Annotated in this window: 18 protein-coding genes and 1 pseudogene; 9 read left to right on the top strand and 10 right to left on the bottom strand. The window is 67.9% G+C overall.

All coding sequences use genetic code 11. From position 1 onward, the window contains the following. Positions 1-935 (bottom strand): Hint domain-containing protein (locus tag KZZ07_RS23445; RefSeq protein WP_219518149.1); only part of this gene is annotated, 935 nt, incomplete at its 3' end. A 217-nt stretch (positions 936-1,152) separates the two neighbouring features. On the opposite strand from KZZ07_RS23445, the gene KZZ07_RS23450 reads away from it, so the two are divergent. From KZZ07_RS23450 to KZZ07_RS23460, 3 genes are all read left to right on the top strand, one after another. After that, positions 1,153-1,791, top strand: a complete 639-nt coding sequence (locus KZZ07_RS23450) for a hypothetical protein (RefSeq protein ID WP_219518150.1) — start codon at positions 1,153-1,155, stop codon at positions 1,789-1,791. Positions 1,792-1,900: 109 nt separating this feature from the next. Then, positions 1,901-2,947, top strand: a complete 1,047-nt coding sequence (locus KZZ07_RS23455) for a DUF2793 domain-containing protein (protein WP_219518152.1) — start codon at positions 1,901-1,903, stop codon at positions 2,945-2,947. Between the two features lie 11 nt (positions 2,948-2,958). After that, positions 2,959-3,246: a hypothetical protein gene (locus tag KZZ07_RS23460; RefSeq protein ID WP_219518154.1), complete on the top strand. Its 288-nt coding sequence runs from the start codon at positions 2,959-2,961 to the stop codon at positions 3,244-3,246. Positions 3,247-3,415: 169 nt separating this feature from the next. On the opposite strand, the gene KZZ07_RS23465 is transcribed toward KZZ07_RS23460, so the two are convergent. From KZZ07_RS23465 to gmd, 5 genes are all read right to left on the bottom strand, one after another. Continuing rightward, complete coding sequence (locus KZZ07_RS23465; protein ID WP_219518157.1) at positions 3,416-3,973, bottom strand: hypothetical protein; 558 nt, start codon at positions 3,971-3,973, stop codon at positions 3,416-3,418. A 431-nt stretch (positions 3,974-4,404) separates the two neighbouring features. Further along, complete coding sequence (locus KZZ07_RS23470; RefSeq protein WP_219518158.1) at positions 4,405-5,814, bottom strand: mannose-1-phosphate guanylyltransferase/mannose-6-phosphate isomerase; 1,410 nt, start codon at positions 5,812-5,814, stop codon at positions 4,405-4,407. Positions 5,815-5,844: 30 nt separating this feature from the next. Further along, positions 5,845-7,641 carry an SGNH/GDSL hydrolase family protein gene (locus tag KZZ07_RS23475; RefSeq protein WP_219518160.1) on the bottom strand — a complete coding sequence of 599 codons (1,797 nt, stop codon included), beginning with the start codon at positions 7,639-7,641 and terminating at the stop codon, positions 5,845-5,847. Positions 7,642-7,644: 3 nt separating this feature from the next. Continuing rightward, the gene (locus tag KZZ07_RS23480) at positions 7,645-10,122 is read right to left on the bottom strand and encodes a glycosyltransferase (RefSeq protein ID WP_219518163.1); all 2,478 of its coding nucleotides are present in this window, start codon (positions 10,120-10,122) and stop codon (positions 7,645-7,647) included. Continuing rightward, a complete protein-coding gene (gene gmd, locus KZZ07_RS23485; RefSeq protein WP_219518165.1) occupies positions 10,109-11,122 on the bottom strand; it encodes a GDP-mannose 4,6-dehydratase in 1,014 nt (337 codons plus the stop codon). The genes KZZ07_RS23480 and gmd overlap by 14 nt, the downstream gene beginning before the upstream one ends. 167 nt (positions 11,123-11,289) lie before the next feature. On the opposite strand from gmd, the gene KZZ07_RS23490 reads away from it, so the two are divergent. The 6 genes and pseudogenes from KZZ07_RS23490 to KZZ07_RS23515 all read left to right on the top strand — a co-directional run bounded on the left by KZZ07_RS23490 (position 11,290) and on the right by KZZ07_RS23515 (position 19,067). Then, positions 11,290-14,154 carry a tetratricopeptide repeat protein gene (locus KZZ07_RS23490; protein WP_219518167.1) on the top strand — a complete coding sequence of 955 codons (2,865 nt, stop codon included), beginning with the start codon at positions 11,290-11,292 and terminating at the stop codon, positions 14,152-14,154. Between the two features lie 229 nt (positions 14,155-14,383). Further along, positions 14,384-14,980 (top strand): hypothetical protein, encoded by a 597-nt coding sequence (locus tag KZZ07_RS23495; RefSeq protein WP_219518169.1) that lies wholly within the window; start codon positions 14,384-14,386, stop codon positions 14,978-14,980. A 16-nt stretch (positions 14,981-14,996) separates the two neighbouring features. Further along, entirely contained in the window at positions 14,997-17,240 is a 2,244-nt protein-coding gene (locus KZZ07_RS23500; protein WP_219518171.1) for a glycosyltransferase, read from the top strand. A 17-nt stretch (positions 17,241-17,257) separates the two neighbouring features. Beyond that, positions 17,258-18,205, top strand: coding sequence for a sulfotransferase domain-containing protein (locus tag KZZ07_RS23505; protein ID WP_219518180.1), 948 nt, complete (start codon positions 17,258-17,260; stop codon positions 18,203-18,205). 213 nt (positions 18,206-18,418) lie between these two features. Further along, positions 18,419-18,568: pseudogene (locus KZZ07_RS28155) on the top strand (hypothetical protein); the annotation flags it as partial. Position 18,569: 1 nt separating this feature from the next. Then, on the top strand, positions 18,570-19,067 hold the full coding sequence (locus KZZ07_RS23515; protein WP_255564550.1) for an FkbM family methyltransferase: 498 nt from the start codon (positions 18,570-18,572) through the stop codon (positions 19,065-19,067). A 45-nt stretch (positions 19,068-19,112) separates the two neighbouring features. Here the strand turns inward: KZZ07_RS23515 and KZZ07_RS23520 are convergent, their stop codons facing one another. From KZZ07_RS23520 to KZZ07_RS23535, 4 genes are all read right to left on the bottom strand, one after another. Beyond that, positions 19,113-20,075, bottom strand: coding sequence for a sulfotransferase domain-containing protein (locus KZZ07_RS23520; RefSeq protein WP_219518184.1), 963 nt, complete (start codon positions 20,073-20,075; stop codon positions 19,113-19,115). A gap of 38 nt (positions 20,076-20,113) precedes the next feature. Continuing rightward, positions 20,114-21,553, bottom strand: coding sequence for a calcium-binding protein (locus KZZ07_RS23525; protein ID WP_219518186.1), 1,440 nt, complete (start codon positions 21,551-21,553; stop codon positions 20,114-20,116). A 123-nt stretch (positions 21,554-21,676) separates the two neighbouring features. Further along, positions 21,677-24,865 (bottom strand): calcium-binding protein, encoded by a 3,189-nt coding sequence (locus tag KZZ07_RS28010; protein ID WP_219518188.1) that lies wholly within the window; start codon positions 24,863-24,865, stop codon positions 21,677-21,679. 217 nt (positions 24,866-25,082) lie between these two features. Further along, positions 25,083-26,519 carry a calcium-binding protein gene (locus KZZ07_RS23535; RefSeq protein ID WP_219518198.1) on the bottom strand — a complete coding sequence of 479 codons (1,437 nt, stop codon included), beginning with the start codon at positions 26,517-26,519 and terminating at the stop codon, positions 25,083-25,085. Between the last annotated feature and the right edge of the window lie 85 nt (positions 26,520-26,604).

The raw sequence follows: 26,604 nt of genomic DNA on the forward strand, positions 1-26,604 counted from the left end.
TCGAGATGGTCATTCATGCTTCCTTTCCGTGAAGCATGAACCGGATCAGTCATACACAGAAGACCTGACACTCTCAACTTGTAACGTCTACAGGAAATGAACCTGATCGGTTTCATTCCGCTATCCAGAGTCTCGACCATGTCGCCCGGGCGCAGCGTCTCGACCGGCCTGGGGCCTGTCGCCGTATCGATCAGGGTGCCCTTCAGAAAACACAGCGGACCCGACTGAAAGCTGAAATCCGACGCTGATTGAGACCCATAGTTCAACCATTTGACCTGGGTCACGGACCCGTCCGGGAGAGAGATCAGAGTGCCCCAATTGCCATCGTCACTCAGGTAAGGCTCAAGTTCGGCGTAGGTCGTAATCCCCGGGTAGTCGATGACAAGGATGTCGCCATCGCCTGCGTTGTAATCTTCGATCACGTCATTTTCGCTGCCTGTCGTGATGACGAACGAATCCGCGCCGGCATGTCCGTAGATCGTGTCATTACCCGCGCCGCCGCGAATTTCGTCATCGCCGTCGCCGCCATAGATCAGGTCGTCGGCACCGCCCCCATCGAGCGTGTCATTCCCCTGATCGCCATAGAGCGTGTCATTGCCATCGCCGCCATCGACGATATCGTTGCCTTCGGCACCATGCAGGCTGTCCGCCCCGGCACCGCCCTGGATGACATCGTCACCATCGGCACCATAGACCGTGTCTGCACCGTCGCCTGCATCAATGGTGTCGCCGCCGTCGGCAGATCCGAAGGCGTCATCTCCGTGGACGATATCGTCTCCGGCCCCGGCGTCGATTGCATCGGCCCCTTCGCCGCCGACGATCGTGTCGTTCCCGGATGTCCCGTTCAAGGTATTGTCGCCACTGCCCCCGTTGATTGTTGCCATAGTTGCGCTCCCAGGAAATGCGGTGGCGAGGTTTGCACAGACACGTTGCATTTCTCTTATCGCGCAGCGTGTACGGAGAGCAGGCGGGGCAGGATGTGAAGTCTCAGCAGGGTGTTCAGCCGACGCGGGGTCAGGCTGCAATCGCTAAACTATCGCGATTCTGCCCCAACCGGCGCGGCTCCGCTCTGCCGTCGGGGTATCCCCCGCACGGGTGACAGCCCCGCCGCCTCCGGCTAGCCTTTGCCCCGTCGACAGGGGAGGGACGGCGATGCTGGGCGAGGCGGTCATGGTGCTGTTCTACGATATCGAGGGGGACGACGCCGATCACGACGACTGGCACAGCCATGAACATTTCGCCGAGCGCCTCGCCGTGCCCGGGTTCCTGCGGGCGGTGCGTTGGGTCGCGCTGGACGACGGGCCGCGCAACCTGGTGACCTATGACGTGACGGGTACGGATGTGGCGACCTCGCAGCCCTACCTCGACCGGTTGAACGACCCGACGCCCTGGACGGGCGCGATGATGCCGCGGTTTCGCGGCATGGTGCGGGGCTTTGCCGAGGTTCTGGCGGGGGCGGGGATCGGCCTGGGCGGCGAGGCGCTGGTGCTGCGCTTTACCCCCGAGGCCGGGGCGGAAGCGGCGCTGGCCGCCCGGCTGGAGGGGCTCTTGCCGGAGCTTGTGGCGCGGCGTGGGCTGGTGACGGCGCATCTGTTGCGCCCGGCGGCGGCGCCACCGATGACCCGCGAACAGGCGCTGCGCGGCAGGGACCAGGTGATGCCCTGGCTGATGCTGGTCACGGGCTATGCGGCGGAGGCGCTGGAGGGTCTGGCCGGGGAGCTGCGCGCGGCGGCTGGGGTCGCGGGCACCGCCGGGCGCTACCGGCTGCATCACATGGCGGCGGCGGGGTGACCCTCGCCCTGCGGTGTTGCGCGATCCTGCCGGGGGCGTGCGTTGGCATAGAGCCCGGTTAACCTTCCCGCCCTAGCTCTGGGCGCCGTGCTTCGAGGAGGGTTGTCCCATGTCCGATGTCTCGGCGGTTCTCACGCTGCCTTACCTGCTGCCGTCCCAGGCGCAGAAACATGTCACCCATAACGAGGCGCTGCGGCGGCTGGACGTGGCGGTGCAGCTGGCGGTGATCGCCCGCGATGTGACCGCGCCGCCCGCCAGCCCGGCGCAGGGCGACCGCTACCTGGTGCCCGCCGGCGCCACCGGCGACTGGGCCGGGCAGGACGGCACCATCGCTGTATACGACATGAATACATGGATCTTTCAGGCCCCGGTGGCGGGCTGGCGCGCCCGGGTACTCTCGGAAGATACGCAAGTCCGTTTCGACGGGATCGCCTGGCGCGACGGGGCCGGGGCGCTGCAGGCGGACAGGCTGGGCGTGAACGGCGCGGCGGATGCCACCAACCGGCTGACCAGTGTGGCGCCTGCCACCCTGCTGACCCATGACGGCGCGGGCCACCAGCTGAAGGTCAACAAGGCGGCCCAGAGCGACACCGCCAGCCTGCTCTTCCAGACCGATTGGAGCGGCCGGGCCGAGATGGGCACCACCGGGTCGGATGAGTTCGCCATCAAGGTCAGCGCCGACGGCGCCGCCTGGGTCACGGCGCTGAGCTTCGACGGGGCCAGCGGCACGGCCACGGGGGCGGCGGTGCAGGACAGCGCCACCGACACCGGCACGGGGAAACTGGCGCGGGCGGATTACGCTTATGGGCCGGGCAACCTGCTGGGCACGGTCGCGCAGACAGGCGGCACCCCCACCGGTGCGGTGCTGGAAAGCGGCGAGAATGCCAACGGGCATTACCTGCGGCTGGCGGATGGCACCCAGCTCTGCTGGCAGCAGAAGACATCGAGCGCCACGGGCCAGACGCTCTGGAGCTTTCCGGCCGGTTTCCTGGGCGGGACGGTGCCCGTCGTGCAGGCCACGGGCCAGGTGCAGACGGCGCATTTCGCCAGCGTGGGCGCGCCGACCGCGGCGGGGGTGAATTTCTCGGTCTGGGGGCTGTCGGGGGCAAGGGTGGCCTATGCCACCGGCCTCCTGGCCTTTGGACGCTGGGCCTGAGGAGGAAAGCCATGACCAAGCTGACGATCGTATTCGCCCCGGTGCGCCGGGAGGGGGAGCTGGTGCTGGAGCGGCAGGGGAACAGCCTGATCGCCAATGGCGCGGCCTATGACCTGGCGGTGCTGGCCGCCGAAGAGAGCGACAGCCCCGGCGAGGGCTGGGTGCAATCGGTGCGCCTGACGGAGGCGGGGCTGGAGGCCACGGTGCTGCTGCCGCATGGCGCCGATGCGCCCGAGGCGGTGCGATTCCCGCAGCCGGTCACGGTGGAGGTGGACGGGGAGATCGCGGTGCCGGGCTGAGCTCCGGTTCAGGCGAAGGCCGATGAAACCTCCGAGGGAGGTTTCATCGGCGCGCTGAAGACCTTCGCAGGCGAAGGTACGAGAGGCGCTGCCTCTCGCGCTCTCCGCGGCATTTTCCAAACCAAAGAAGGCAGAAACGCCCCTGCATCGCTTGAGTGACCGGAAACGGTTATCTGATTCCGATCCCGATATCGAATGTCACCGGTTGCGCCCCGGCATTCAGGATCTCGATGACGTGGTCGCCCGATTGCCAAAGCTGGCCTTCGTAGGGCGTGTCCGATGCCATCAGACCCAGCAGTTCCGACCCGTCCGGGTTCTCTATCCTGTAGTCCAGCGCGCCGCCGTGCGAACCGATATCCACGTTCAGGAATTGTCCGTCGCTCGCCCCGAGGACATAGCGCACGGAGCTCTCCGGGTTCAGTGTCGCTGTCATGGCCGTCCCGCTCGTGCCCTTGTCGAAGGACACGCGCTTGGTGCCCGAGACAACCCCGGCCATCGCACCTCCGCCATCGTCAGCACCACTCGGTCCGGTTCCGACGCGCCGCAATTCCGCAACCTCGGGGCCGGACCAGACGACGCATTCGTACTCTGCCCCGTTCGCGTCGCGAAGCCGGACGAGGGTGCCCGCTTCGCTGCCTTCCTGTCCCAAGACTTCGCCGCCGATATTGCCATGGGCTGCCCGAAGCGCGTCAATGCAGGCATTCGCCTCGTCCGAGATATCCGACATCGCAGGCGTGGCGAGGAGGGCAATCAGGAAAATCAGGGGCTTTTGGGCATGAGCGGTTTCTCCGAAGATTTGCGGTTTTTTTGATCAGGCGGAACCCGGCGGGTTCAATGCCAAGTTGCGGCGCTGTTACCAACTTGTACAGTCCATCCGGACGCGGGGCACCATATTGGGTGGCTTCCTGCCGACGACCACATAAGCACATGGTCCGATGTCTGCGGCGAACGGCAGCTTCGTCGCACGCAGCCGGCCTCCGGATGACCCACCTCGGGGCGCGCGGTCGCTTGCGCAGGACGCAACAAGGGCGCGGCGGAGAGACCCGCGCCGCGCCCTTGCTTCTTTGGTTGCACAAATACCCTGGGGGGAGTCCCGCAGGGACGGGGGGCATGCAGGACGCATGCCTCCGGTCGGCCCCCTTCCTGCAACGGTCGACCTCAGCTCCGCGCGTAGACGTCCTCGTAGCGGATGATGTCGTCCTCGCCCAGGTAGGAGCCGGTCTGCACCTCGATCAGCACCATCGGCACCTTGCCGGGGTTTTCCATCCGGTGCACCGCGCCCAGCGGGATGTAGACCGACTGGTTTTCCGTGATCAGCTTGACCTCTTCGTCGACCGTCACCTTGGCCGTGCCCTGCACCACGATCCAGTGTTCCGACCGGTGGTGGTGCGATTGCAGCGAGAGCGAGGCGCCGGGGTGGACGTGGATGCGTTTCACCTGGAACCGCTCGCCGATCACCAGGCTTTCGAACCAGCCCCAGGGACGGTGATCGACCGGGAAGCTTGTCGCCTGCTTGGCGCCGCGGTCCTTGAGGACCTTGACCGCCTGCTTGACGTTCTGCGCCTGGCTCATGTCGGCGACCATGACCGCGTCGCGCATGGCCACGGCGACCACGTTCTTGAGCCCGATGCCGATCAGCTCCTGGTCGCCGGCCTCGGCCCGCAAGAGCGAGCCTTCGCAGTCGAGCGCGGTGGCATGGTCGGAAACCGCGTTGCCCTCTTCGTCCCGTTCGGATTCCAGCCAGACGGATTCCCAGCCGCCCAGGTCGGTCCAGTGGCCGTCGAAACGCACCGCCGAGAGGTTGGAGGCCTTTTCCATCACCGCGTAGTCGATCGATTCATCGGCGACCTGCGCCCAGAGATCCGGGTCGATGCGGGTAAAGCCCAGGTCACCCTGCGCCGCTTGCATGGCGGCGGCGACCTGGTCGAGCATCTCGGGGGCGTGGCTGCGGAAGGCCTCGACCAGCACGCTGGCCCTGGCCAGGAAGACCCCCGCGTTCCAGAGATAGCGGCCGTCGGCGAAAAGCGTCTCGGCGGTGGCGGCGTCGGGTTTCTCGACAAAGCGCTCCAGCTTTGACACGCCGTTCTGCTCGGTGCCGGTTTCCAGCCAGCCATAGCCGGTTTCCGCACGTGTCGGCGCGATGCCGAAGGTGACGATCTGGCCCGCCTCGGCGGCGGGCGCGCCGGCCAGTACCGCGTCGCGGAACAGCTCGGGCTGCGAGATGGCGTGATCCGAGGGCACCAGCAGGATCATCGCGTCGGCGTCCTGGGCCAGGGCGAAAAGCGCGGCGGCGGCGGCGGCGGGCGCGGTGTTGCGGCCCTCCGGCTCGATCAGGATGCCCGAGGGCTCCAGCCCGATCTCGTCCAGCTGCTCGGTCACGATAAAGCGGAAGGGGTCCCCGGTGACCACCAGCGGCGCGGCAAAGCCATTCCCGGTAAAGCGCCGGGCCGAGGCCTGGAACAGGCTTTCCTCGCCCACCACGTCGGCGAACTGCTTGGGGTAGGACTTGCGCGAGAGCGGCCAGAGACGGGTGCCGGACCCGCCACAGAGAAGAACCGGGAAGATCATTGAATCAATATCCTTCGAGTTGGAGCAAAATCATCGGGCCACCCCCTTGCGGGGTTCTTCGCACAAAAGCGCCACCAGCCCGGAGGGCCGCGGATCGGAGGGTGGTTCGTCTTGGTGATACATGGTCTGGATGATCGGCTTGTCTGACTGGGTATCTGGCGGGGTATCGACCGGGGTATCTGGACGCGTGTCGATGTCTATCTGCACCACCCCGCCGGGTATCTCAACCCCGCCGGCCCCCTGGCCCAGCACCAGCTGGCGCAATTGCTGTCGCGGGTGGCGGGGACCGTGCGGAACCTGCGTCACATAGCGCCCCAGCAGGGTTTTCCCGGCCGAGATCCGGATCACCGGGCCGCTGCCCGAGGTCACGAGGATCGCCGCCAGCGCCCGGCCCGGGGTTGCGATGGGCAGGGTTTCGCCGAAAGGGGCAAAGGGGCAGTCCATCCCGGCCAGCGCAAAGCTGCCGGGGCGGCTGGCCGGCGCGCGCAGGCAGAGCGTCAGCGCCTCGAAATGCGCCGCGCGGTCCCGGGGCGGGCGCGGCACCGGCGCTGTTTCCAGCGCCACCAGCGCGGTCTCGGCCAGCCGCCGGGGCAGGGGGGTCTCGGTGTCGTGGACCGCGTTGCGCGCGTACCAGGCCTCCAGGTCCGCGACCGGGCCACGCTCCAGCACCCGGATCAGCGCATCCGCATCCACCACCGTGACGCCGTAATCGGCGAAGAGCGCGCGCAGCCGCGAGACATAGCTGTCGTCCTGCGCCATGCGGGCCTGCATCCGTGTCCGCGTCAGCAGCGCCACGAAGGGCCGGTCTTGCCGATGGCAGAGCTGCAACAGCCATTCGACGTGGTAGATCAGGCTGTCCATGTCCTGGCCGCCGGTCAGGTGGGTGTATTCGTTGATCCCCTGTTCCCAGATCACCGGCGCCCCGGGCCAGTCCCCGCCCTGCGCCAGCAGCCGGTAGAGCGCCGTGGCCGTGGTGCCCGCCGCCCCCGAGAGGTTCTGTGGCGCGACCTGCCGGGCATGGTCGCGCCGCAGCACATGGCCCCAGCCTTCGGGCACCAGGGCATTGGCGCCGCCCATCAGCAGGACTGGCGGCGGGGCCCCGGCCTTGCCTGCGTCGGGCTCTGGCGTGGGGGCCGCTGCGGGATGTGCGCGCAGGGTCGGGCGGCATTGCTCCATCAGGGGTTCGGGGATGTCGAGCAGCCGGAAAAACCCCATCTCGGCGACCGCGCCGCGGGGAAACTCCTCTTCGAAGGACCAGGCCGCCAGGGCGCCGCGCCCCTGCAGGGCAAAGGTGATCTCGTCGCGCAGGCCGGCCCAGTCGACCTGCGGGTCGAACCGCGCCAGGTAGCTGTCGAAATCGCCCGCGAACCCGCCCCGGTTCACCGCCTGCCGGTGCAGGTTCTCCAGCCAGGCCCCGGGATCGCGTTCGAAGAGGGCCAGCACCGGGTCGAAGGCCGCCAGCTCGGTCATCAGCGTGTCGAGGATCGGGCAGAGGCCGGGATAGATCTCGGTCTCGAGGTGGCCCGCCTCGGCATGGCCCAAAGGACGGCCCAGCAGGTTTTCCTCGCTCAGGCAGACCTGCGGCGCGGGTTCCTTCGCAAGCGCTTCGGCCAGCGCGCGGGCGGCCTCGGCCAGCGCCGCGCGCCCGCCTGCCCGGCCCCGGGCCGTGGCCAGTGCCGCCTCGCGCAGCGGGGCGACCTGCGGGTGATCGGGACCGTAGAGCGCCAGCTGCGGCGCGAGGACCTCGGCGTGATCCTCCAGCCATTGCCGGATCAGCCCGGCTCCGGCCTGGTGATAGCCCGCGTGCAGGATCAGCCGCGCCGCCATGCCTCAGCCCCCGGTCCGGGGCGCCAGGCCGCCCGCCAGCAGGGGGCGCAGCCGGGCGGCATAGCGCGCGCCCACCGCCGTGGGCGAGAAATCCCGCCGGATCCGCGCCTGCGCGCGCCCCGCGCGGGCGGCGCGGTCTTCGGGATCATCGTGCAGCGCGCGCATCTGGGCGGCGGCATGGGCGATGTCCGGCTCGGCCCAGTGCTGGCCCGGGCGGACAAAGATGTAATCGTCGGGGCCGACCTCGGTCAGCCGGTAGTCGACCAGCCAGCAGGTCTCGGGCGAACAGAAGGCCATGTTGGCGGAATACCCCGTGGCCAGCACCGGCACACCCAGGTTCATCGCCTCGATCATGCCAAAGCCCCAGCCCTCGGCGCGGTGCAGAGAGACATAGGCATCCGCGCCCGCCTTGAGCCGCAGCACCTCGTCGTAGGGCAGGGTCGCGTCCAGCAGGGTGATGCGCGGATCGCGCGCCAGCGCCGTGTCCACCGCCTGCCACATGCCGGCCTGCGCGGGGTCGGCCACCCTCGCCCGGTTCTGGGTCTTGATCAGCAGCCGCACCGGCGGGGTCTCGGGCGCGTCCCGGGGAAAGGCCCGTTCGAAGGCGGCCAGCACGCCCTGCGGGTTCTTGCGCCCCAGAAAGGAGAAACTGTCGAAACTGACCAGGAAGGTGAAGTCTTCCGGCCCGGCCCCGGTCCGGGCGCGCAGGAACGCGCGGGCCGCGTCGCGCGGGATCTCGGGCAGGGGCTCAAAGCTCATGCCGACCTCGTGGACCGGGCAGGCGCAATGCGGGGCGAAACTCTCGACGCCGAAGGGCGCGGCCATCCAGAGTTCGTCGACCATCGTCAGGCCCAGGAAATGGCAGGCGGCGGGGCTGTCCAGCTCCCAGAAGGGATAGGCGATATTGGTGCTGCCCGAAAACACGTCCGGCAGGTAGGCGGCGGCCAGCGGCAGCGCCTCGATGTTGAGATGCCAGAGGTTGACGCGGGCCGGACGCCAGGCGGCGCGGGCCTCGCCGGGTGCCCCCGGCGAGGGGTTGTCGAGCGCGAATTCCACCCGGTGCACGGCAAAGCCCGCCTGGTCCAGCATCCGCGCCGACAGCCGGGTGGCCTGGCCCAGCCCCGAGGCACGGGCAAAGGGGCCGATCACCTGCACCTCGGTCTCGGGTCCCGCTTCGGGGGGGGCTGCGGGGGCCGCGTGGCGGGCAAACTCGGCCCGGTGGCCCTCGGCGGTGCGGCAGGCAAAGGACAGGCTGTCCAGGTCGAACCCCGCCCGGGCCAGCGCCCGGGCATAGCCCGCCGGAGTCATGTCCGGCCCGCCCATGTCCCGGCAGACCCCCGCCAGCGCGCCGCCCTCCAGCGCGGCGGCGCGGGTCGCCTCGGGGATGTAGCGCAACAGGTCGGGGCGCGAGAGCGCCAGCACCATCATGGCGCAGGTCAGCGCGCGGCGCCCCTCCGGGCGCCCGGGGTCCAGCGCCGCCAGCTCCGGCACCTCGGCGCGAAAGCGCAGCATGAAGGCCGACAGCGGCCAGTCGCCCGCCCGCTGCTCCGGGGGCAGGGCCGAGAGCGTGGCCAGGACCGCGTCCGGCACCAGGCAGTCCTCGCAGCCCATCCGGGGGGCGCGGTGGGCGGCCCACCAATAGGCCAGCGCCGCGCCCTCCAGCCCCGGCACCTCGTCGCGAAAGGCGCCGATCGCGCGCGAGGGGGCATCCCCGTCGCCGGGCGCATTGAGCCAGGCAATCGCCTGCGCCGAGAGCGGAATCCGCAGCCCGGCGCGGGCGCTGCCGTAATCGTCGAGGTAATGGCGCAGGAAAGGCAGCAGATCGCCGGGCCGGCGGGCCGGGTCGAAGCGGCGTTCCAGCCGGTCGCGCAGGCGCAGGAACTCGGCATAGGCAAAGAGAGGCCGGGGCAGGGGGCGGCCTTCGCCATCCTCGGGCGCAAAGAGCCGCGCCTGCACCGGCGGTGCCGGGCGCGGGGTCAGGTCCGGGGCGGGCCCCTCCTGCCAGAGCGCCAGCCGCTGCAGGTCGCCGTAGAGCCGGCGGGCCAGGGGCGGGCTGTCCTCGGGCAGGGGTATGATGGGCCGGGAGGGGACGGGCTGGGAGGCGGGGCTGTCCGCGCCTTCGGGGCGCCAATGGCCCAGCAGGCCGCCCCGCGCGCCGATCACCCGCAGCTCGCCCCTGCCGCCATTGGCGCGCAGCAGGGCGCGGATCTCGGGGGTCAGGGGCAGGGCGAACCCGGCGCGCCCGTCGCCGGGCAGCTGGCCGATCCCCTGCGCGGCCAGGTCGCCGCGATAGACATGGGCGGAGGTCTGCGCCAGCAGCGCGCCGCGGACGTAAAGCCCGACCCGGGCCGGCCCGCCCCTTGCCAAGAGCGCCCAGCCCACCAGCGCGCCACCGATCTCGCCATCCAGGTTGCCGCGGAACCCGCGCCAACGTGCCACCGGCCCGCGCAGCCGGCGGCGCAGGGTGTCAGGCAAGCGCATCGTAGTCGGATTTCGCCATCATCTCGGCCAGCTGTTCCACGGTGACCTGCGGCACCCAGCCCAGTTTCTCGCGCGCCTTGCTGGCATCGCCGATCAAAAGATCGACCTCGGCGGGGCGGTAGAATTTCGGGTTCACCCGCATCACCAGCTTGCCCGAGGTGCGGCAGGTGGCGGTTTCGCCCTCCCCCTCGCCGGACCATTCCAGGTCCATCCCCAGCGCCGTGGCGGCATAGGTAAAGAAGTCGCGGATGGTGGTGGTGACGCCGGTGGCCAGCACGTAATCATCGGCCACATCCTGCTGCAGCATCCGCCACATGCCCTCGACGTAATCGCCGGCAAAGCCCCAGTCGCGCTGCGCGTCCATGTTGCCCAGTTCCACCGGGTCACTGCCGCCATGCGCGATCCGGGCCAGGCCCAGGGTGATCTTGCGGGTGACGAATTCCTTGCCGCGCAGGGGGCTCTCGTGGTTGAACAGGATCCCCGAGGAGGCATGCATGCCGAAACTCTCGCGGTAGTTCATGGTGATGTAATGGCCGAAGACCTTGGCCACACCATAGGGCGAGCGCGGGTAAAGCCGGGTAGTCTCGGTCTGCGGCACCTCCTGCACCAGGCCGAACATCTCGGAGGTCGAGGCCTGGTAGAAGCGGCATTCGGGCACCAGCGTGCGCAGCGTATCCAGGATGCGCACCACCGAGACGCCGTCGATCTCGGCGGTATAGACCGGCAGATCCCAGCTGGCACCGACAAAGCTTTGCGCGGCCAGGTTGTAGAATTCGTCCGGCTGCACGGTCTTGATGGTGCGGAAGATATTGTTCGCCTCGCCCAGGTCGAACTCGTGCAGCTGCACGTCCCCGGTGATGCCCAGGAGATCCAGCCGCGTGGTCTCGACCTGGCTGATCCGCCGGACACCGCCGTGCACCTCGTAGCCCTGGTCGAGCAGAAGTTTCGCCAGATAGCTGCCATCCTGTCCCGTGACACCGGTGATGAACGCTTTTTTCATGTCTTCGGGGTCCCCTCGACGCAGATTGCAGGTTGCCTACTTTGCAGGGCTGCGAAAGGCAATCGCTTTGCGGTGGCTCCGCGGAGCCTTGCGCGCGGGGTGCTTTACAGCCGCGGGCGCCCCCCCCAGAGTTGCGCCGGTGAGTTGAGAGGACAAAGAGGTACCCCATGCCGAACCCGCACCCCGCCGGGACCGTGACGATCCCCGGCCTGATGGCCGAGGCGCAGGCCGCCCAGAAGGCGGGAGAGGCGGCGCAGGCCGCGCGGCTTTACGCGCAGGTGCTGGAGCTGCGCCCGGATCATGCCGGGGCCTGGCTGGCGCGGATCGAGATCGCCCTGGGCCGGGGCAAGGCGCGGCGGGCGCGCAAGCTCTGCGAGGCGGCTTTGACGCAATGCCCGGGCCACCGGGTCGCGATCGTGACCAAGCAGGCCCGCGCGCTGGAGGCGGGCGGCGCCCGCGCCGAGGCGCTGGCCCTGCTCGAAGACCTGTCGGAGGCGGCGCCCGGTGACATGCCGCTGGCGGCCACGCTGGCGGGGATGCGCCACCGGGCCGGCAACCTGGACGGGGCCTTTGCCATGTACGGCCGGGTGCTGGACCTGCGCCCGGATCATCCCGGTGCCTGGCTGGCCCGGATCGAGATCGCCCTGGCGCGGGGGCAGGGGGGTCGGGCGCTGGAGCTGATCGAGGCGGCGACACCACTTTTGCCCGGCCCGCAGGCCCGGGCGCTGGAGATCAAGCGCGTCCGCGCGCTGGATGCCGAGGGGCGGCTGTCCGAGGCGCTGGACCGGCTGGCGCCGCTGCGCGCCGGGGCGCCGGGGGACCTGCAGCTGGCGCTGCTCGAGGCCGGGCTGATGCGCCGCACCGGCGATCTTGCGGGGGCGGAAACCGTCTATGCCGGGGTGCTGGAGCAGGACCCGGGCCAGGCCGGGGCCTGGCTGGGCCGGATCGACATCGCCCAGACCGCCGGCGACCCGGACCGCGCCCGCGCCCTGGCCGAGGCCGGGGTGCAGGCCTGCCCGGATCACCTGGCGCTGATCGCGCGCCGGGCCGGGCTGCTGGTGCACATGGGCCAGTCCGGGGCCGCCATCGCCGCGCTGGAGGCGGCGCTGGAGACCCGGCCCGGAGAGCCGCGGCTGATGCTGGAACTGGCGCGGGCGGAACTGGCCGCGGGCCATGCGGCAGCGGCCGAGGCGCGCTATGCCGCCTGCTTGGAGGCGGATCCGGACAATGCCCAGGCCCGGCTGGGCCTGGCCGAGGCGCATGAGGCGCAGGGCGCGCCCGAGGCCGGGCTGGCGGTGCTGGCGGATCATGCCGCGACCGGCCCGGCGCCGGGGCTGAAGGCGGCGGAGCTGATGGGCCAGGCGGGGCAGGTCGCGGGCCGCGCCGCGCTGCTGGACCGGCTGGCGGAAATGGCGCCGCGGATGAACGAGCCGGAACTGCTGCGCCTGTTCAAGCTGGGCGAACAGGCCGATCACGCCGGGGCCGCGCTGGCGGTGGTCGACAGCCTGGGGCAACGGGCGCGAATCTCGCCGCTGGTGGCGCAGTTCCTGATGACCCGCGCCCGGGTCATCGTCCCGCCGGACCGCGCCCGGGCGCTGCAAGAGGCGCTGGAAAGCCGGCTGGCGCCCTCGCGCGTGCCAGAGTTTCGCGCCCTCTCCGCCGCGCTCTTTTCCGGCCCCGAAGAGGCGCTGGCCCAGGCCCGCGCCGACCTGCCCAGCCCCCGCGATACCCAGGGCGCCGCCCTGGTCGGGGAACGGCTGCTGGACGCGGGCCATGCGCGGTCGGGCTTTCGCTACCTGCGGGCCTGCGTGGCGCGCTGGCCCGGCGCGCCGTACCTGCGCCGCCAGTTCCTGCGCGCCTGTATCGAGACCGGGCAGCTGGCGGCGGGCCATGCCTGGCTGGACCGGCTGGAGGCGCGCGATGCGGAGCTGGACACCGGCCCCGATCGCATGGCGCTGATGACCCAGGAGGGCCGCCTGGAAGAGACCCGCGAGATGGCCGAGGCGCGCGCGGCGCAGGGGCTGAAAACGCTCTCGCCGCGGCAGTTCCTGGACCTGGCGCTGGCGCTGGGGGATCTCGAGGCCTCGACCCGCGCCGCGCAGGAGGTCCAGCGCGAACCGGGCGCGGGGCGGCAGAACACGGCGCATTTCTCGACCACGCTGCACGGGGCGCAGTTCAACGAGCTGCGGCTCTACCATGCCGCGCGCGACCACGCCCTGCAGGCGGGAGAGCCGGAGGCGGAGGTCGAGGTGCGGCTGGCGCGGGATTTCTTCTTTCCGGCCAAGCGCCTCGTCGCGGCCCAGGCCCCCCGTTTCGGGCCCCGGCCCGGCGCAGGCGAGACCGTGCCGCGGCTGATCTTCCAGTACTGGAACAGCCCCGCGGTCCCCGAAGAGGTCGCCGCCCTGATGCAGAGCTGGCGCGACGCGCCGGGGTTCGACCATCATCTTTACGACCGGGCCCGCGCCCTGGCCTTCCTGCGCAAGGAGTTCGGCACCGGCCATGCCCGCGCCTTCCAGCTGGCCAATTCGCCCGCCGAGGAATGCGATTTCCTGCGGCTCTGCCTGCTTTACAAGCACGGCGGGATCTACGCCGATGCGGACGACCGGCTGACCGGCGACGCGGGCGCGCTCATCGCCGAGGGGCCGGGGCTGATCCTGGCGCGCGAACCCTGGGGGGCGGTGGCCAACAACGTGATCGCGGCGCCCCAGGGGCATCCGCTGCTGCTCTGGGCGCTGGAGGCGGCGGGGCGGTCGCTCTTGGCGCGGGAAAACGACGGCACCTGGTTCAAGACCGGGCCGGGGCTGGTGACCCGGGCGACGGCCTCCTGGCTGGCCGAGGCGGAGGGGGCCGCGGACCAGGGGCTGACCCTGCTCAGCCTGCCGCAGCTGCGTGCCCATGTGCACCCCCATGTCCGGCTGGGCTACAAGAGCTCGGGCAGCTACTGGAACGCCCGCGATGCCCATGCGCCCGGGGCGCTGGTCTCGGCGCTCTCCGGGCTGGCGCCGCGCGACGGGAAAAATGCGAACGATTAAATTCCGGGCCATTGCCCTTGAAACCGGCAATGGCCCGCGCATCGGGCCGCCAACGGCACATTTTTGCACCTTGTAACTCGGTTTTGGCCCATGCATACGTCGCTCGGTGTAACCCGCAGGGGTTGCAAAACGCCTCTTCGGGCAGGTCTCGCCCGGGGCCTTTGGACCTCCTGCCAACCGGGGGACCGGGGCAGATGTTTCCGAGGCCGAGGACATATTGAGAACCACCATGGACGGATCTGCCAACCACATGGACCAGTCTAGCCCCACCGAAAACCTCTTCGACTCCACCAACCTGCATTACGACCTGCGCGTCGAACAGCCCTTCTTCTGCTTCAGCGGCGAAGGCACGACATCGGTTCCGGTGACATTGTCGGTGGGCAAGGGCGCGCCGCTGGCGCTTTACGGGGACGACCCCGAGCCAGTGAAGATCGGCGCCAAGCTCTATGTCAACGCGGGCCTGCCCGAGGAACCGGTGCGCGGCGCGCTGGTGGGCGAGTACCGCGCCGACAGCGACGCGTTTGCCGCCCAGAAGGGCCGGCACTACACCCGCAACATGCTGGTTTCCGTCGCCGCGGATGTCCCCGGAGAGCTGATCCTGGACATCGACCTGGTCAAGGAAGGCCAGTTCTGGGGCGCCGACCTGGGCCACCGCCCGCTGAGCCTGGTGGTCACCCAGCGCCGCGTGGCGATCCGCCCGGCGCAGGTCGATCCGCTGGACATGACCGAGGCCCTGATGCGGCTGCACGATGCCCGCGCCCGCGAGGCGCGCTACGAGGCGGTGATCTTCTCGCTGCTCAACCAGCTCGACAAGCGCGACAGCTGATCCGGGAGGGGCCAACGTGAAGATCTGCTACATCGGCCATGAATACCACCGCAAGACCGCCTCGACCAACTTCATGGCCGAGCTGCTGGAGGCCAATGCCACCACGTTCCACCGCCGCGACACGCTGCCCGATCCGGCCACCCTGGCCGCCTTCGACCTCGAGGCGCTGGAGGCCGAGAACTACGACCTGATCTGCGTCTTCCAGATCGAGATGCTGGCCCGCGCGATCGCCGAGCGGCGGCTGGCGAAACGGCTGGTCTTTGTGCCGATGTACGACGGCGCGCGGATGCTGGGCGATGACTACTGGCAGGCACTGGCGTATCGCGACGACGTGCGGGTGGTGAATTTCTCGCCCACGCTGCATTACCGCGTCGCCAGCCAGGGCGTGAATTCCTTCTTCTTCCGCTACTTCCCGAAACCGGTTGCCACCCCCGTCTGGGACCGGCTGAAGAAACCCCGCCCGCCCAAGGCGTTTTTCTGGCAGCGCACCGACCGGCCAAGCTGGGAGACGGTCAAGACGCTGGTCTCGAAGATGCCGGACCTGCCCTTCCACCTGCACCTGGCCGGCGACCCCTCGTTGCGCGCCGCGGTCGATGTCGAGGCGGAACAGGCCAAGCGCCCGCTCACGGTTTCGACCTGGTTCGAGAAGGCCTCGGACTATCGCCGTATCGTCGACGATTGCGACATCTACGTGGCACCCCGGGAATTCGAGGGCATCGGCATGTCCTTCCTCGAGGCCATGGCCGCGGGCAAATGCGTGATCGCCCCCGACAATCCCACGATGAACGAATACATCACCCACGGGATCAACGGGCTGCTCTACGACGTCGACAAGCCCAAGCCGCTGGAGCTGGGCCAGCACGCCCGCATCGGCCGCCGTGCCTGGCGCACCGTGCAGCACGGGTACCGCGAATGGCAGTGGGACATGAAGAACCGCCTGTCGGACCTGCTGTTCAAGGAGGATCTCGGCGATCCCGAACCCTACCGCGAGCTGGGCGCCTACGTGCGCGCCGGGCTGGGCCGGGGCTTTGCGAAAAAACGCATCACCCGCGAGCCGCTGCCCAAGGTCTCGGTCGCGGTGGTCTGCTACAATTCCGCCGCCGAGGTCGAGGAGACGCTGACCTCGATCTTTGCCCAGACCTACCGCAACATGGAAGTGGTGGTGGTCGATGGCGCCTCGACCGACGGCACGGTCGAGATCCTGGAACGCCACAAGGACCGGTTCGACATCTATGTCAGCGAGCCCGACAAGGGCGTCTACGACGCGATGAACAAGGCCGCCCGCATGGGCACCGGCGATTACATCATCTTCATCAACGCCGGCGACTATTTCCACCTGCCCACCTCGCTGGAGGTGGCGATGCACAATGTCTTTGGCGGGCCCGGGGCCTGGCTGGGTCGGCGCGAGTTGCCGGATTTCATCACCGGCGACCATATCTACCGCCATGACACCGGCGTGTCGAACCTGCACAAGGCCGCCGATTTCGCTGACACCTGGGCGCAGCTGCAGGCCGGCAAGTTCAAGCCCGGCTGGTGGACCGGCATCCCCTGCCACCAGGCCACGCTGACCCGGCGCGAACTGCTGGCGACCGAGGGTTACGACCTCAGCTTCGACATCACCGCCGACCACAACTTCATGTTCACCATGCGCAGCAAGGGCGCCACCTTCGTGCACTGCCATTCGGTGATCGCCACCTATGTCGGCGGCGGCATGTCGGCCAAGCGCACCCTGCAATGCATGCGCGAGAGTTTCCGCGTGGCGCGCACCAACACGCCCTCGGTCAAGGCGGTGGAACGGCTCTACCTGCAGCTTTTCGGCGAACGCGCGATCCTGTCGGACCCCGAAAAGATGGAATCCCAGGCCGAGCTCCTGCGCCGGTCGGGCCTGTTCTACGAGGATTGGTACCGCGCCCGCTACATGGGCGGCGACAGCCCCTTCAAGGATCCGATCCTGCATTACCTCGAGATCGGGCACGACATGGGCGCGCAGCCCAACCCCTTCTTCGACGGCAGCCACTACCTGTTGCGCAATTCCGACGTGGCGGATGCGGGGATGAATCCCTTTGTGCATTACGTCATGACCGGGCGCGACCAGACCCGCCCGACCTATGACTGGGATGCCGAAGGGGCCGGCGACGGCGAGGCCATGAGCCGGTTCAAGCGGCTCTATCCCTGGCACAGCGCCGACCTGGACGGGCTGGAACGTATCCTGGCCGCCACACCGAAAGACCGGCTTTTGTCCGTTCTGCGGGACATCTAGATGGGACGTTGACGCGCATGACAAGAAACAGGACGCTCTGGCCCGGTCGCAGGATACAGGGCCGCCGCACCGAAATCCGACCAGAGGCCGGAGCAGAGATCACGCCAGAGACCGGGGAACAACCGGGGCCGGCAAGAGACGAGGACAAGACACCCATGACCGCCAGCATCGCCTACAAGGGCAAGACGATCTACGAACTGCCCGAGTCGCGCAGCCCCGACATCTCTTCCGTCTTCTTCATGTCGGTGCATAAATCCGGCTCGACGCTGATGAACAACCTCATCCGCGCCGCCTGCGGAATGCTGGATTATGAATTCGTCGACATCCAGTCGCATTTCTTCAACACCGGCATCTCGGACGCGGATATCCCCGCCGAGACCAGCGAGATCTTCAAGCCCAAAGGCTATGTCTACTCGGGCTTCCGCTATTTCCCCAACCAGTACGAGATCCCCTGCCTGAACGACTGCCCGCTGATCGTGCTGGTCCGCGACCCGCGCGATGCCGTCGTGTCGCAGTATTTCTCGCTCTCGCAGAGCCACCCGATGCCGGGCAAGGATGCCGACGACAAGCTGTTCAAGCACATGGAGGAGCAGCGCAAGGCCACCCTGGGCAGCGACATCAACGAGTTCGCCCTGCGCGAGGTCGGCAGTTTCGTGAAAAAGCTGGAAACCTATTCCGAGGTGCTCAAGGCCCATCCGAAGGCCCGGCTCTTCCAGTACGAGGAAATCATCTACATGAAGAAGAAGTGGATCATGTCGATGCTCAACTTCCTCGAGTGGAAGATGAAGCCGGGTCAGCCGATGAACCTGGCCAACCGCTTCAACGTGGTGCCCAAGGCCGAGGATGCCTCCAAGCACATCCGCCAGGTGCACCCGCAGAACTACATGACCAAGCTCAGCCCCGAGACGATCGCCGAGATCAACAAGACCTATTCCTCGACCCTGCTGCGCTACAACTACATTTGACCTTGACCGGCGTCCCCCCGGTCACCGGGGGCCGGCGCCACCGGAGCCTTGCCCATGCTGAACGACCCTGACCGGATCGAGGACCTGATCCTCTACCAGCGCACGCATCACGATTTCTGCGAGCGCCTGCTGGCGCATTACTACACCGAGGTCCTGCAGCCGGGCGACACATTCATCGACGTGGGCGCGCGGGTCGGTCACCACCTCTTCCCGATGGCCCGGCAGGTCGGGCCGGAGGGCCGCGGCATCGGCATCGAGGCCAGCCCCGGCGTCGCCGCCGCCCTGGTGGAGCGGATCGAAAAGGACCCGGCCTTCCGCGACACGCTCAAGATCGTCGAAGGCGCCGCCGCCGACCGCGAAGGCCATGCCACCTTCTACGTGCGTGAGAATTTCTCGGGCTGGTCCTCGCTCTACGAGGGCCACGTCCACCCCGGCGAGGGGGGGGGAGGAAAAACCCGTCGACGTGGCCTTCGTGCAGCTCGACCAGATCGCCCGCGACGAGGGGCTGACCTCCTGCGCCTTCATCAAGCTGGACATCGAACACGCCGAGTTCCCGGCACTGCGCGGCGGAGGCCAGCTGCTGAAGGACCTGCGCCCGGTGATCTGCTTCGAGAACACGCCGCGCCATGCGGCCCGGCTGAACGGCTATACGATGGCCGAGTTCTCGGGGTTCTTCGAGGATCTCGACTATGACCTCTACGACATCTTCCTCAACAAGATGACGCGGCGGCGGCTGGCCTATGACAAGTTCCTGCCCAGCTATTACCTGGCCTGCCCGGCCGAACGCGGTGCGCTGAGCGAGGCTTTCATCGCCAGCGCCGAGGCGATGGCGCAGGCGTTCATGGACACCGCCGAGGGCTGATCCCCGGGTGTTTCGCGCGCGAAACATCCCCGGCCAGACCCGCCCCTACCAGTCTTCATCTTCGGCATATCCCAGCGCGATCAGCGCCGGGGTATAGCCGCGCGCCTTCAGCGCCTCCTTTGCCGCCGCGTCCAGCGTCTCGCGCCAGTTCGAGCCGCCCCGCGCCGCCATCCAGGCCTGATACAGGCTGCCCGGCGGCGCGGCCCCGTCCAGCCCCCAGCGCGGCTTGCTCCGCATCTTCTCCAGCGTCTGGCCACGGGCGGCGAAGGCCGCGCGCAGCCGGGTTTCGGTCACGTCCAGCCCGAAGAAGTCCGCCGCCCGCGCCAGCGCCCGCCAGTCGCTGTCCAGCGCGTCGTACTGCTGGATCGCCACGTTCTCATGCGCCTGCAGCGCCAGCGCCGCGCGGGCAAAGTCCAGCCAGCTGCCAAAGACGTAGCGCTCATGCAGGAAAGCGATGAAATCCACCATCTGGTGGCGCTCGGTGAACGCGTGCTCCCCCGCCTTCAGCGTCATGTAGGCCAGCGAGGGCAGCAGATCGCGCGGGTCGCGGAAGACAAAGAGATAGCGGTTTTCCGGGCGCCAGGCCGGCACCTGGTGGGTCTTGCTGAGGCGCAGCGCCGGGAACCCGGGGCGTTCCAGCGCCGGCATCGTGCAGAGCTTGCTGTCGCGCATGTCCGAGGTGGTCAGCACCGGGGTCAGCGCCTTCAGCATGCCCAGCGTCATGGTATTGCCCGAGCGCGGGTAAGAGGCGATGTAGCGCTGCGGCTGGGCCGGGACCTGGTCGCGGGCGGCGCCGTGGCGGGTCTCCAGCACGCGCATGACCTCGAGGATCAGCCGCTGTTCGCCGGGGGTGATCCGGCCCGTGCCACGCAACAGCCGGTAACCCTGCAAAAGCTCCAGCACCCAGGCGTCGAAATCCTCGCCCGGGGCCGCGCCCGCGTCCGCCACACGGTCGCGCAGCGCCTCCAGCAGGGCCAGGTTCAGGGTCTCGGCGGGATCGTCCTCCATGCCCGCTTTCTGGCAGCGGGCGGGACGCCGCACAAGCGTCAGAGCGCGAAATCCTCGGCTGTCAGCCCGGTGACATTGGCCACCCGGATTTCCGCGTCCACGCTGCCGTCGCCATCCACGTCGACCTGCACGATGGTCGATCCGGTGGGCGTTTCGAACAGCCGCAACTCCGGGTTACCGGAGGGGGCAAAACCGGCGGTGCCGCGGAACTCGAAGACGCCGGGGCTCATGCCGACCACGTTGATCACGTCCAGGCCCTGTTCGAAATCCAGGATCTGGTCGCGCTGCGCGCCGATCCCGGCATGGGTGATCGAGCGGAAGACGAAGACATCCGCGCCGGTGCCGCCGGTGTAGAAATCCAGATCCTCGCCGCCGGACAGTTCGTCTTCGCCGCCGCGTCCGCGCAGCACGTCGGTGCCCGCGCCACCCTCGAGCACGTCATTGCCCGCCCCGCCGTCCATCGTGTCATTGCCCGCGCCGCCGTCGATCTGGTCCACCCCGTCCTGGCCCAGAATCAGGTCGTTGCCATAGCCGCCCGCCATGGTGTCATCGCCGCCGTTGCCGATCAGCGTGTCGTTGTTGTTGCCGCCATCCATCACGTCGTTGCCGTTCCCGCCCAGCAGCATGTCGAACCCGGCGTCGCCCAGCAGCGTGTCGTCGCCGTCGCGGCCCACCAGCAGATCCTGGTCATTGCCGCCCCGCAACTCGTCCGCATCGCTGCCGCCGGAAAGCGTATCGTTGCCGTCGCCGCCCTCCACATGGCCCGAGACCCAGCCGCCGCCGGAGGATTCAAAACGGTCCGCGCCGCCTTTCAGGTCAAGCCATCCAAAGATCGTCCCGGCATTCTGCGCCGTGTCGTCGCCGTCGGACGTGGCGATATGCGTATTGCCATAGACATCGCCGATGATCCCGCTGTTGTTGAACCGCGTCCAGTACATCGAGCCCATTTCAATCCGCGACACATCGAGGATCCCGGTGTTCACAAGCTGGGCGGAAAAGCTGTTGTCCATGTCGAGAACAGCCCCGGACAGACGCCCGGCATTGTTGAGCAGCACGATGTTCAGGTTCTCGCTGCCGGAAAAAATCGACCCCTGGGCGATCGCCGTACCGGTATTGACGAATTCGACATTCACCGGACCGGTGACAGAGGAAATGTCGATCAGGTCCTGCGCCGACGATATCCGTCCCGCGTTTTCGATGTAGTGATAGCCAAGACCGCCCCGGAACTCGATGGCGTCCAGGAGGGTCGCGGTGAGGCCGCCGTTGTTGACGATCCGCGAGGTACTGGCGTCCACCCGGATCGGGGAGGTGCCGTAGATATCGCCGTCATTGATCAGCCGGGTGGTCAGGGTGCCGCCGGACAGCGTGACAGCCGTCCCGGGAGCATAGATATCCACCGCGCTGCGGACGACGAGCGCGTCGCCATTGGTGACGGTGACCATCGCGGAGGTGGAGGTCGATTGGTAGACGGTTGCCATGCCACGGCTCCTTCACTGCATGAGGGGGAAAATGAAGCGCTGTGCCCCGGCAATCGGTAACGTCCCTGCCAGCACAAGCATAGAGGCAGGGGCGCGTCTGCTGCAAATCCTGGCTGCGGGTGCCTAGAGCGCGAAATCATCCGCCGTCAGGCCGGTCACGTCCGCCACCCGGATTTCACCGTCCACCGTGCCGTCGCCATCCACGTCGACCTGCAGGATGGTCGAGCCCGAGGCCATCTCCATCAGCCGCAGTTCGGGGTTGCCGGAGGGATCGAAACCCGCGGTGCCGCGGAATTCGAACACGCCCGGCACCACCCCGGCAAGCGAGATCATGTCCACGCCCTGCTCGAAGTCGAGGATCTGGTCGCGGTTGGCATTGGCCCCCATCTCGGCGGCAGAGGCAAAGGCGAAACAGTCGGCATCGGCGCCGCCGGTGAGCATGTCGCGCCCCAACCCGCCGATCAGCAGGTCGTCGTCGGCGCCGCCGCGCAGCACGTCATTGCCGCCGTCGCCGCGCAGCGCGTCAAAACCATCGCCGCCGACAAGCGTATCGGCCCCCTGCCGACCAATCAGCGCATCGTCGCCATCCCCGCCCTGGATCAGGTTCCCCAGGTGGTTCCCGCGCAGGACGTCACCCCAGGTCGAGCCCAGGATGTTCTCGACCGAGGAATAGCTGTCGCCCCTTGCGTCGCCGGTGTTGGAGGCCGGTGCGGCAAGGTCGGCAATCACCCCGGCAGCGGCGGTGAGGTAGCTGGCCGTATCCGTGCCCGCGCCACCGATCAGCCGGTCCCCGCCTTGGTCGCCCGACAGCAGGTCGTTGCCGCCCCGGCCAATCAGCGTGTCGTCACCGATACCACCGAACAGCCCATTGTCGAACATGTCGCCGCGCAGGCTGTCGGCAAAGGCAGAGCCTTCGAGGTTCTCGATGCTGGTATAGCTGTCGCCCTTGGCCTCGCCGGTGTTCATCGCCGGGAACTGCAGATCTGCGATCAGACCGCCGGCGGAGTCGCGGTAAGAGGCGGTGTCGGACCCCGTGCCGCCGTCCAGGATGTCCAGCCCCATGCCGCCGTTCAGCGTATCCTGGCCCGCCTCGCCCCGGATCGTGTCGTTGCCGGCATCGCCCCAGACCAGGTCGTCGCCCTCGCCGGCATGGATCAGGTCGGACCCGTCCGGCCCGGGCGCCGTGCCGTCGCCGTGGATCGTGTCGTCGCCACCGCCCGCCAGGATGGTGTCGTTGCGGCCGCCGCCTTCAAGATGGTCGCGACTGGTCGTGCCAAGCAGGATGTCATCGTTGATGTAGCCAATGCCCGTGCCCTGGAAGGTGGTAAAGTTGAATTCCGCCCGGACGATCCCCACCGTCATGTCGGAAAACACCAGCTCGGTGAAGCCGGTCAGGATGTCCTTCCCGTCCGGGCCGCTGACCTCGATGACAGGATCGATTCCGAATTCGGTCGGATGGATGAGATAGGCCCCGCGCGGACCGGAAAAAACCGCCGTGCTCAGATTGTCAAAAACGGAGGACCAGCTCCCGCTGAGGAGGTCATTGCCCGGGCCGCCGTTGATGACCGTGTCCAGCGTCGCCAGTGAGCTGATCGTATCCTCGCCCATGCCGCCTTCGGCCCGCGCAAAGCCAAAGCCGGTGAGGAAAATCCGGTCGTCGGCGATCCGCCGGGTCCCGTCGGCAAACAGGATGTCGCCGATCACCCCCGGAGAGCCGCCGCCGCTCTGGATCTGCACGATGCGGTTGTCAAAGACCAGCCGTTCGACATTGGTCAGCGTGTCGGTGCCCTCTGGCCCCTCGACCTGGACATAGCGGATGCCTGCATCCGCGTAGGTGCTGACCACATAGTCCGCCCGTGTCCCGGAATAGATCGCCAGGTCCAGCCCGTCGCCGCCGTCGATGGTGTCGTCCCCCGGCCCGCCGATCAGCGCGTCATCGCCCTCGCCACCCTCGATCAGGTCGTTGCCCTCGTTGCCTTCCAGCCGATCGCCGCCGGTGCCGCCCTGGACCGTGTCGTTGCCTTCCTTGCCCTTGATGATGTCCGGATCGCCGCCGCCCTGCAGCAGGTCGTCGCCGTCGTTGCCGATGATCAGGTCGTCGCCATCGGTGCCGACCACGGTGCCGGCATTGTCGAACCCCGGAATGCTGGGCAGGACAAATTGCTCACCATCCGTCAGGTCGGCGTAATTGGCGACGGTTTCGGCGAATGCGACGCGGTCGATGCCGAACCATTGCAGCGTCTGTTCCAGCACCCAGGCGCTGCACTCGGCGAACCAGATTTCGTTTGCCGACCGCGCTTCGGGGTGGGTCGAGTCCACCGGGTTCCCGGCATTGTCATAATACTCACCGACATAAAGCGTGATGACCCTGTCGATGGAGGGGATGTAGTAACTGGAGGACGTGCCCTCGACCTTGTAGGGGCCTTCGAAGTCTCCGGCGCTGTTGTCGACACTGTCGGGTGAAAAGGCGAAGGGGCTGTTGTAATAGCCCAGGTCGCCCCGGCCTATGTTGTCTTCAAAGCTTGCGGAATAGAACGGAAGGAACTCGGCATCGTCGAGGAAGACGACGAAAACGGACGAACTGGGCGGATAATCACTGATATACTGTTCATAGAGCGCCTGGCACGCCGCATCGTAGTCGGGGTCGCCCGGTGTCTGCCGCCATTCTTCGAAGCCGTATTCAACGCTCAGGCGGTCCGTGACATAGGTGACCACGGTCTGGAAGAATGTCATGACATCTTCGATCTGTTGCGCGATCTTGTCAGAGGCGATCTCGCCGCCCTCCAGTTCGCGCGCAACCTCCATCCGGGCATAAAGCGTGTAGGCCACGGCGCCGATCGCCACCTTGATCGTCTCCAGGTCCTGCCCGGGCCGGAGCAACTGTTCGGCCTGCCCCAGCGCGTCGCGCAGCGCGCGCGAGGCGTCGGCGATGATTTCGCCCCGGTCGACATCCTGGTCGATGGCGTAAGACGCCAACAGGTCGAGCGCGCTTTTGGCGCGTGACTGCGCGCTTGCCAGCAGCTGTTGCTGCACGCCCGAAATCTGCGAAACGATGAGATCGGTCAGGGCGGCTTCGAGGTCGGCGATGTCGTCGCGCAATCCGTCGATCTCGGCCTTCAGCTCCTCCTTCAAGGCGGCGATGGCGGCCAGGCTGGGGTCCTCGACGTCGTTGAAGGTGCCGTCGCCGTTCACATGCGAATAGATCTCGCCCGCGATGGTGTAGACGGTCCCGGCGATGGTCAGCACGTTGCCGACGGCGCCAAGCCCATCGCTCGTAAAAAATCCGCCAACCTTTTGCAGGAATGATGGCATGGTCCATAGCCCCTCGTCTGGTGGCCACAGACCGGGACGTTCTGTCCTCTTGGGCCAGTATTGCCAAATTGGATCCGTCGCGGGAAAACCGGAAACTTGAATAAGCGCGGCGAATTTAATTCGTTTACGCTAGGTTAATAATTTCCAACCGTCGAGTATCTTTCTGTATGGGCCGGTCCGGGGACCGGCCATGCCCGTCATGCGCACAGGCAGGGGCTCAAAGGACAAAGTCCTCCGCCGTCAGGCCGGTCACGTTCGCCACCCGGATTTCCGCATCCGCCGCGCCGTCGCCATCCACATCCAGCTGCACGATGGTCGACCCCGTGGCCGTCTCCAGCAGCCGCAACTCGGGGTTGCCCGAGGGGGCAAAGGCGCTGGTGCCGCGGAACTCGAAGACACCCGGGGACAGGCCCGCCACGACGATGCTGTCCAGCCCCTGTTCGAAATCCAGGATCTGGTCGCGGTCAGCGCCCACCACGGTTTCCGCCGTGCTGCGGAACACGAACTGATCCGCATCCTGCCCGCCGGTCAGGAAATCGCGGCCCAGTCCGCCGGCAAGATCGTCCTCGCCGGCGCGGCCGCGCAGGATGTCGTTGCCGCTGTCGCCTTCGAGCACGTCGTCGCCGTTGCCACCGTCGAGCGTGTCCTCAAGCGTGCCGCCGTCGAGGAAATCCGACCCGTCCTGGCCCACCAGGATGTCGTTGCCGGCGCCCCCCTCCAGCGTGTCGTCGCCCGCGTTGCCGTTCATCGTGTCGTTGTTGTTGCCGCCGGTCATGCTGTCGTTGCCGGCGCCACCCAGCATCATGTCATTGCCCGCGTCCCCCGCCAGCACGTCGTCGCCGCCGCGCCCGATCAGCAGGTCGGCGTCGTCGCCGCCCTCCATCACGTCGGCGTTCTCACCGCCCTGCAGCGTGTCGTCACCGGCGCCGCCCAGGACCGTGCCAGAGACCGTGCCGCCGTTGCTGTTGAAGAAATCGGCCCCGTCCCGCAGCTCGACCAGGCCGAGGATGGTGCCGCTGTTGATCACCGTCTCGTCGCCGAAATCGCCGCGCACCGCCGTGGTATTGCCGGTGATCGTGCCCGCGTTGACAAGGGTATTGGTCTCGGCAAGCACGGTATTGAACTCGACCCCGTGGCGCGCGCCCACGATCTGGCCGCTGTTGCTGACGTAGTTGCCGGTTCCGGCGACATTCACGCCGTCGTAGGCGGCCGAGCTGATCGAACCGTGGTTGATCAGGACCCCGTTGTTCCCCTCAAGCGACAGGCCGTCGCTTTGACCCGAGACGGTGCCGGTGTTCACCACCTCGCTGCTGTCGCCGATCATCTGGATGCCGCGGTCCCCGGCACCGGTCACGGTGCCGGAATTGAAGACCTCGTGGCCGTTCCCGGTCAACTCGATGCCGTCGCTGTCCCCGTAGACCGTTCCGGTCGCGCTCACTGTGACGGTATTGGCGCCCGACCCCACGCCGGAATCGATCGCATCGGTCTGGGAATAGACCAGGCCTTCGACCAGCAGGGTGCTGCTGGTGAAATCCAGGAAATCGAAGGCATCTCCCGCGTTGCCGAGGCTGAACCCGTCGCGGAGGATCCAGAGATCGCCGAAGGTGTCGACGTCGATGCCAGTGGTGGTGCTCGTGATTGTCCGTATGGCCATGATCTATTTTCCCGTCAGATCTTGCTTGAACGGGCCTGGCCGGCGGTGTCGAACCGGGACGCTTTGCGTCCCTGCGCCGCCGGAG

Origin of the sequence: Mameliella sp. CS4 (assembly GCF_019392335.1) — a bacterium.
In the GTDB taxonomy this organism is placed as follows: Bacteria; Pseudomonadota; Alphaproteobacteria; order Rhodobacterales; family Rhodobacteraceae; genus Antarctobacter.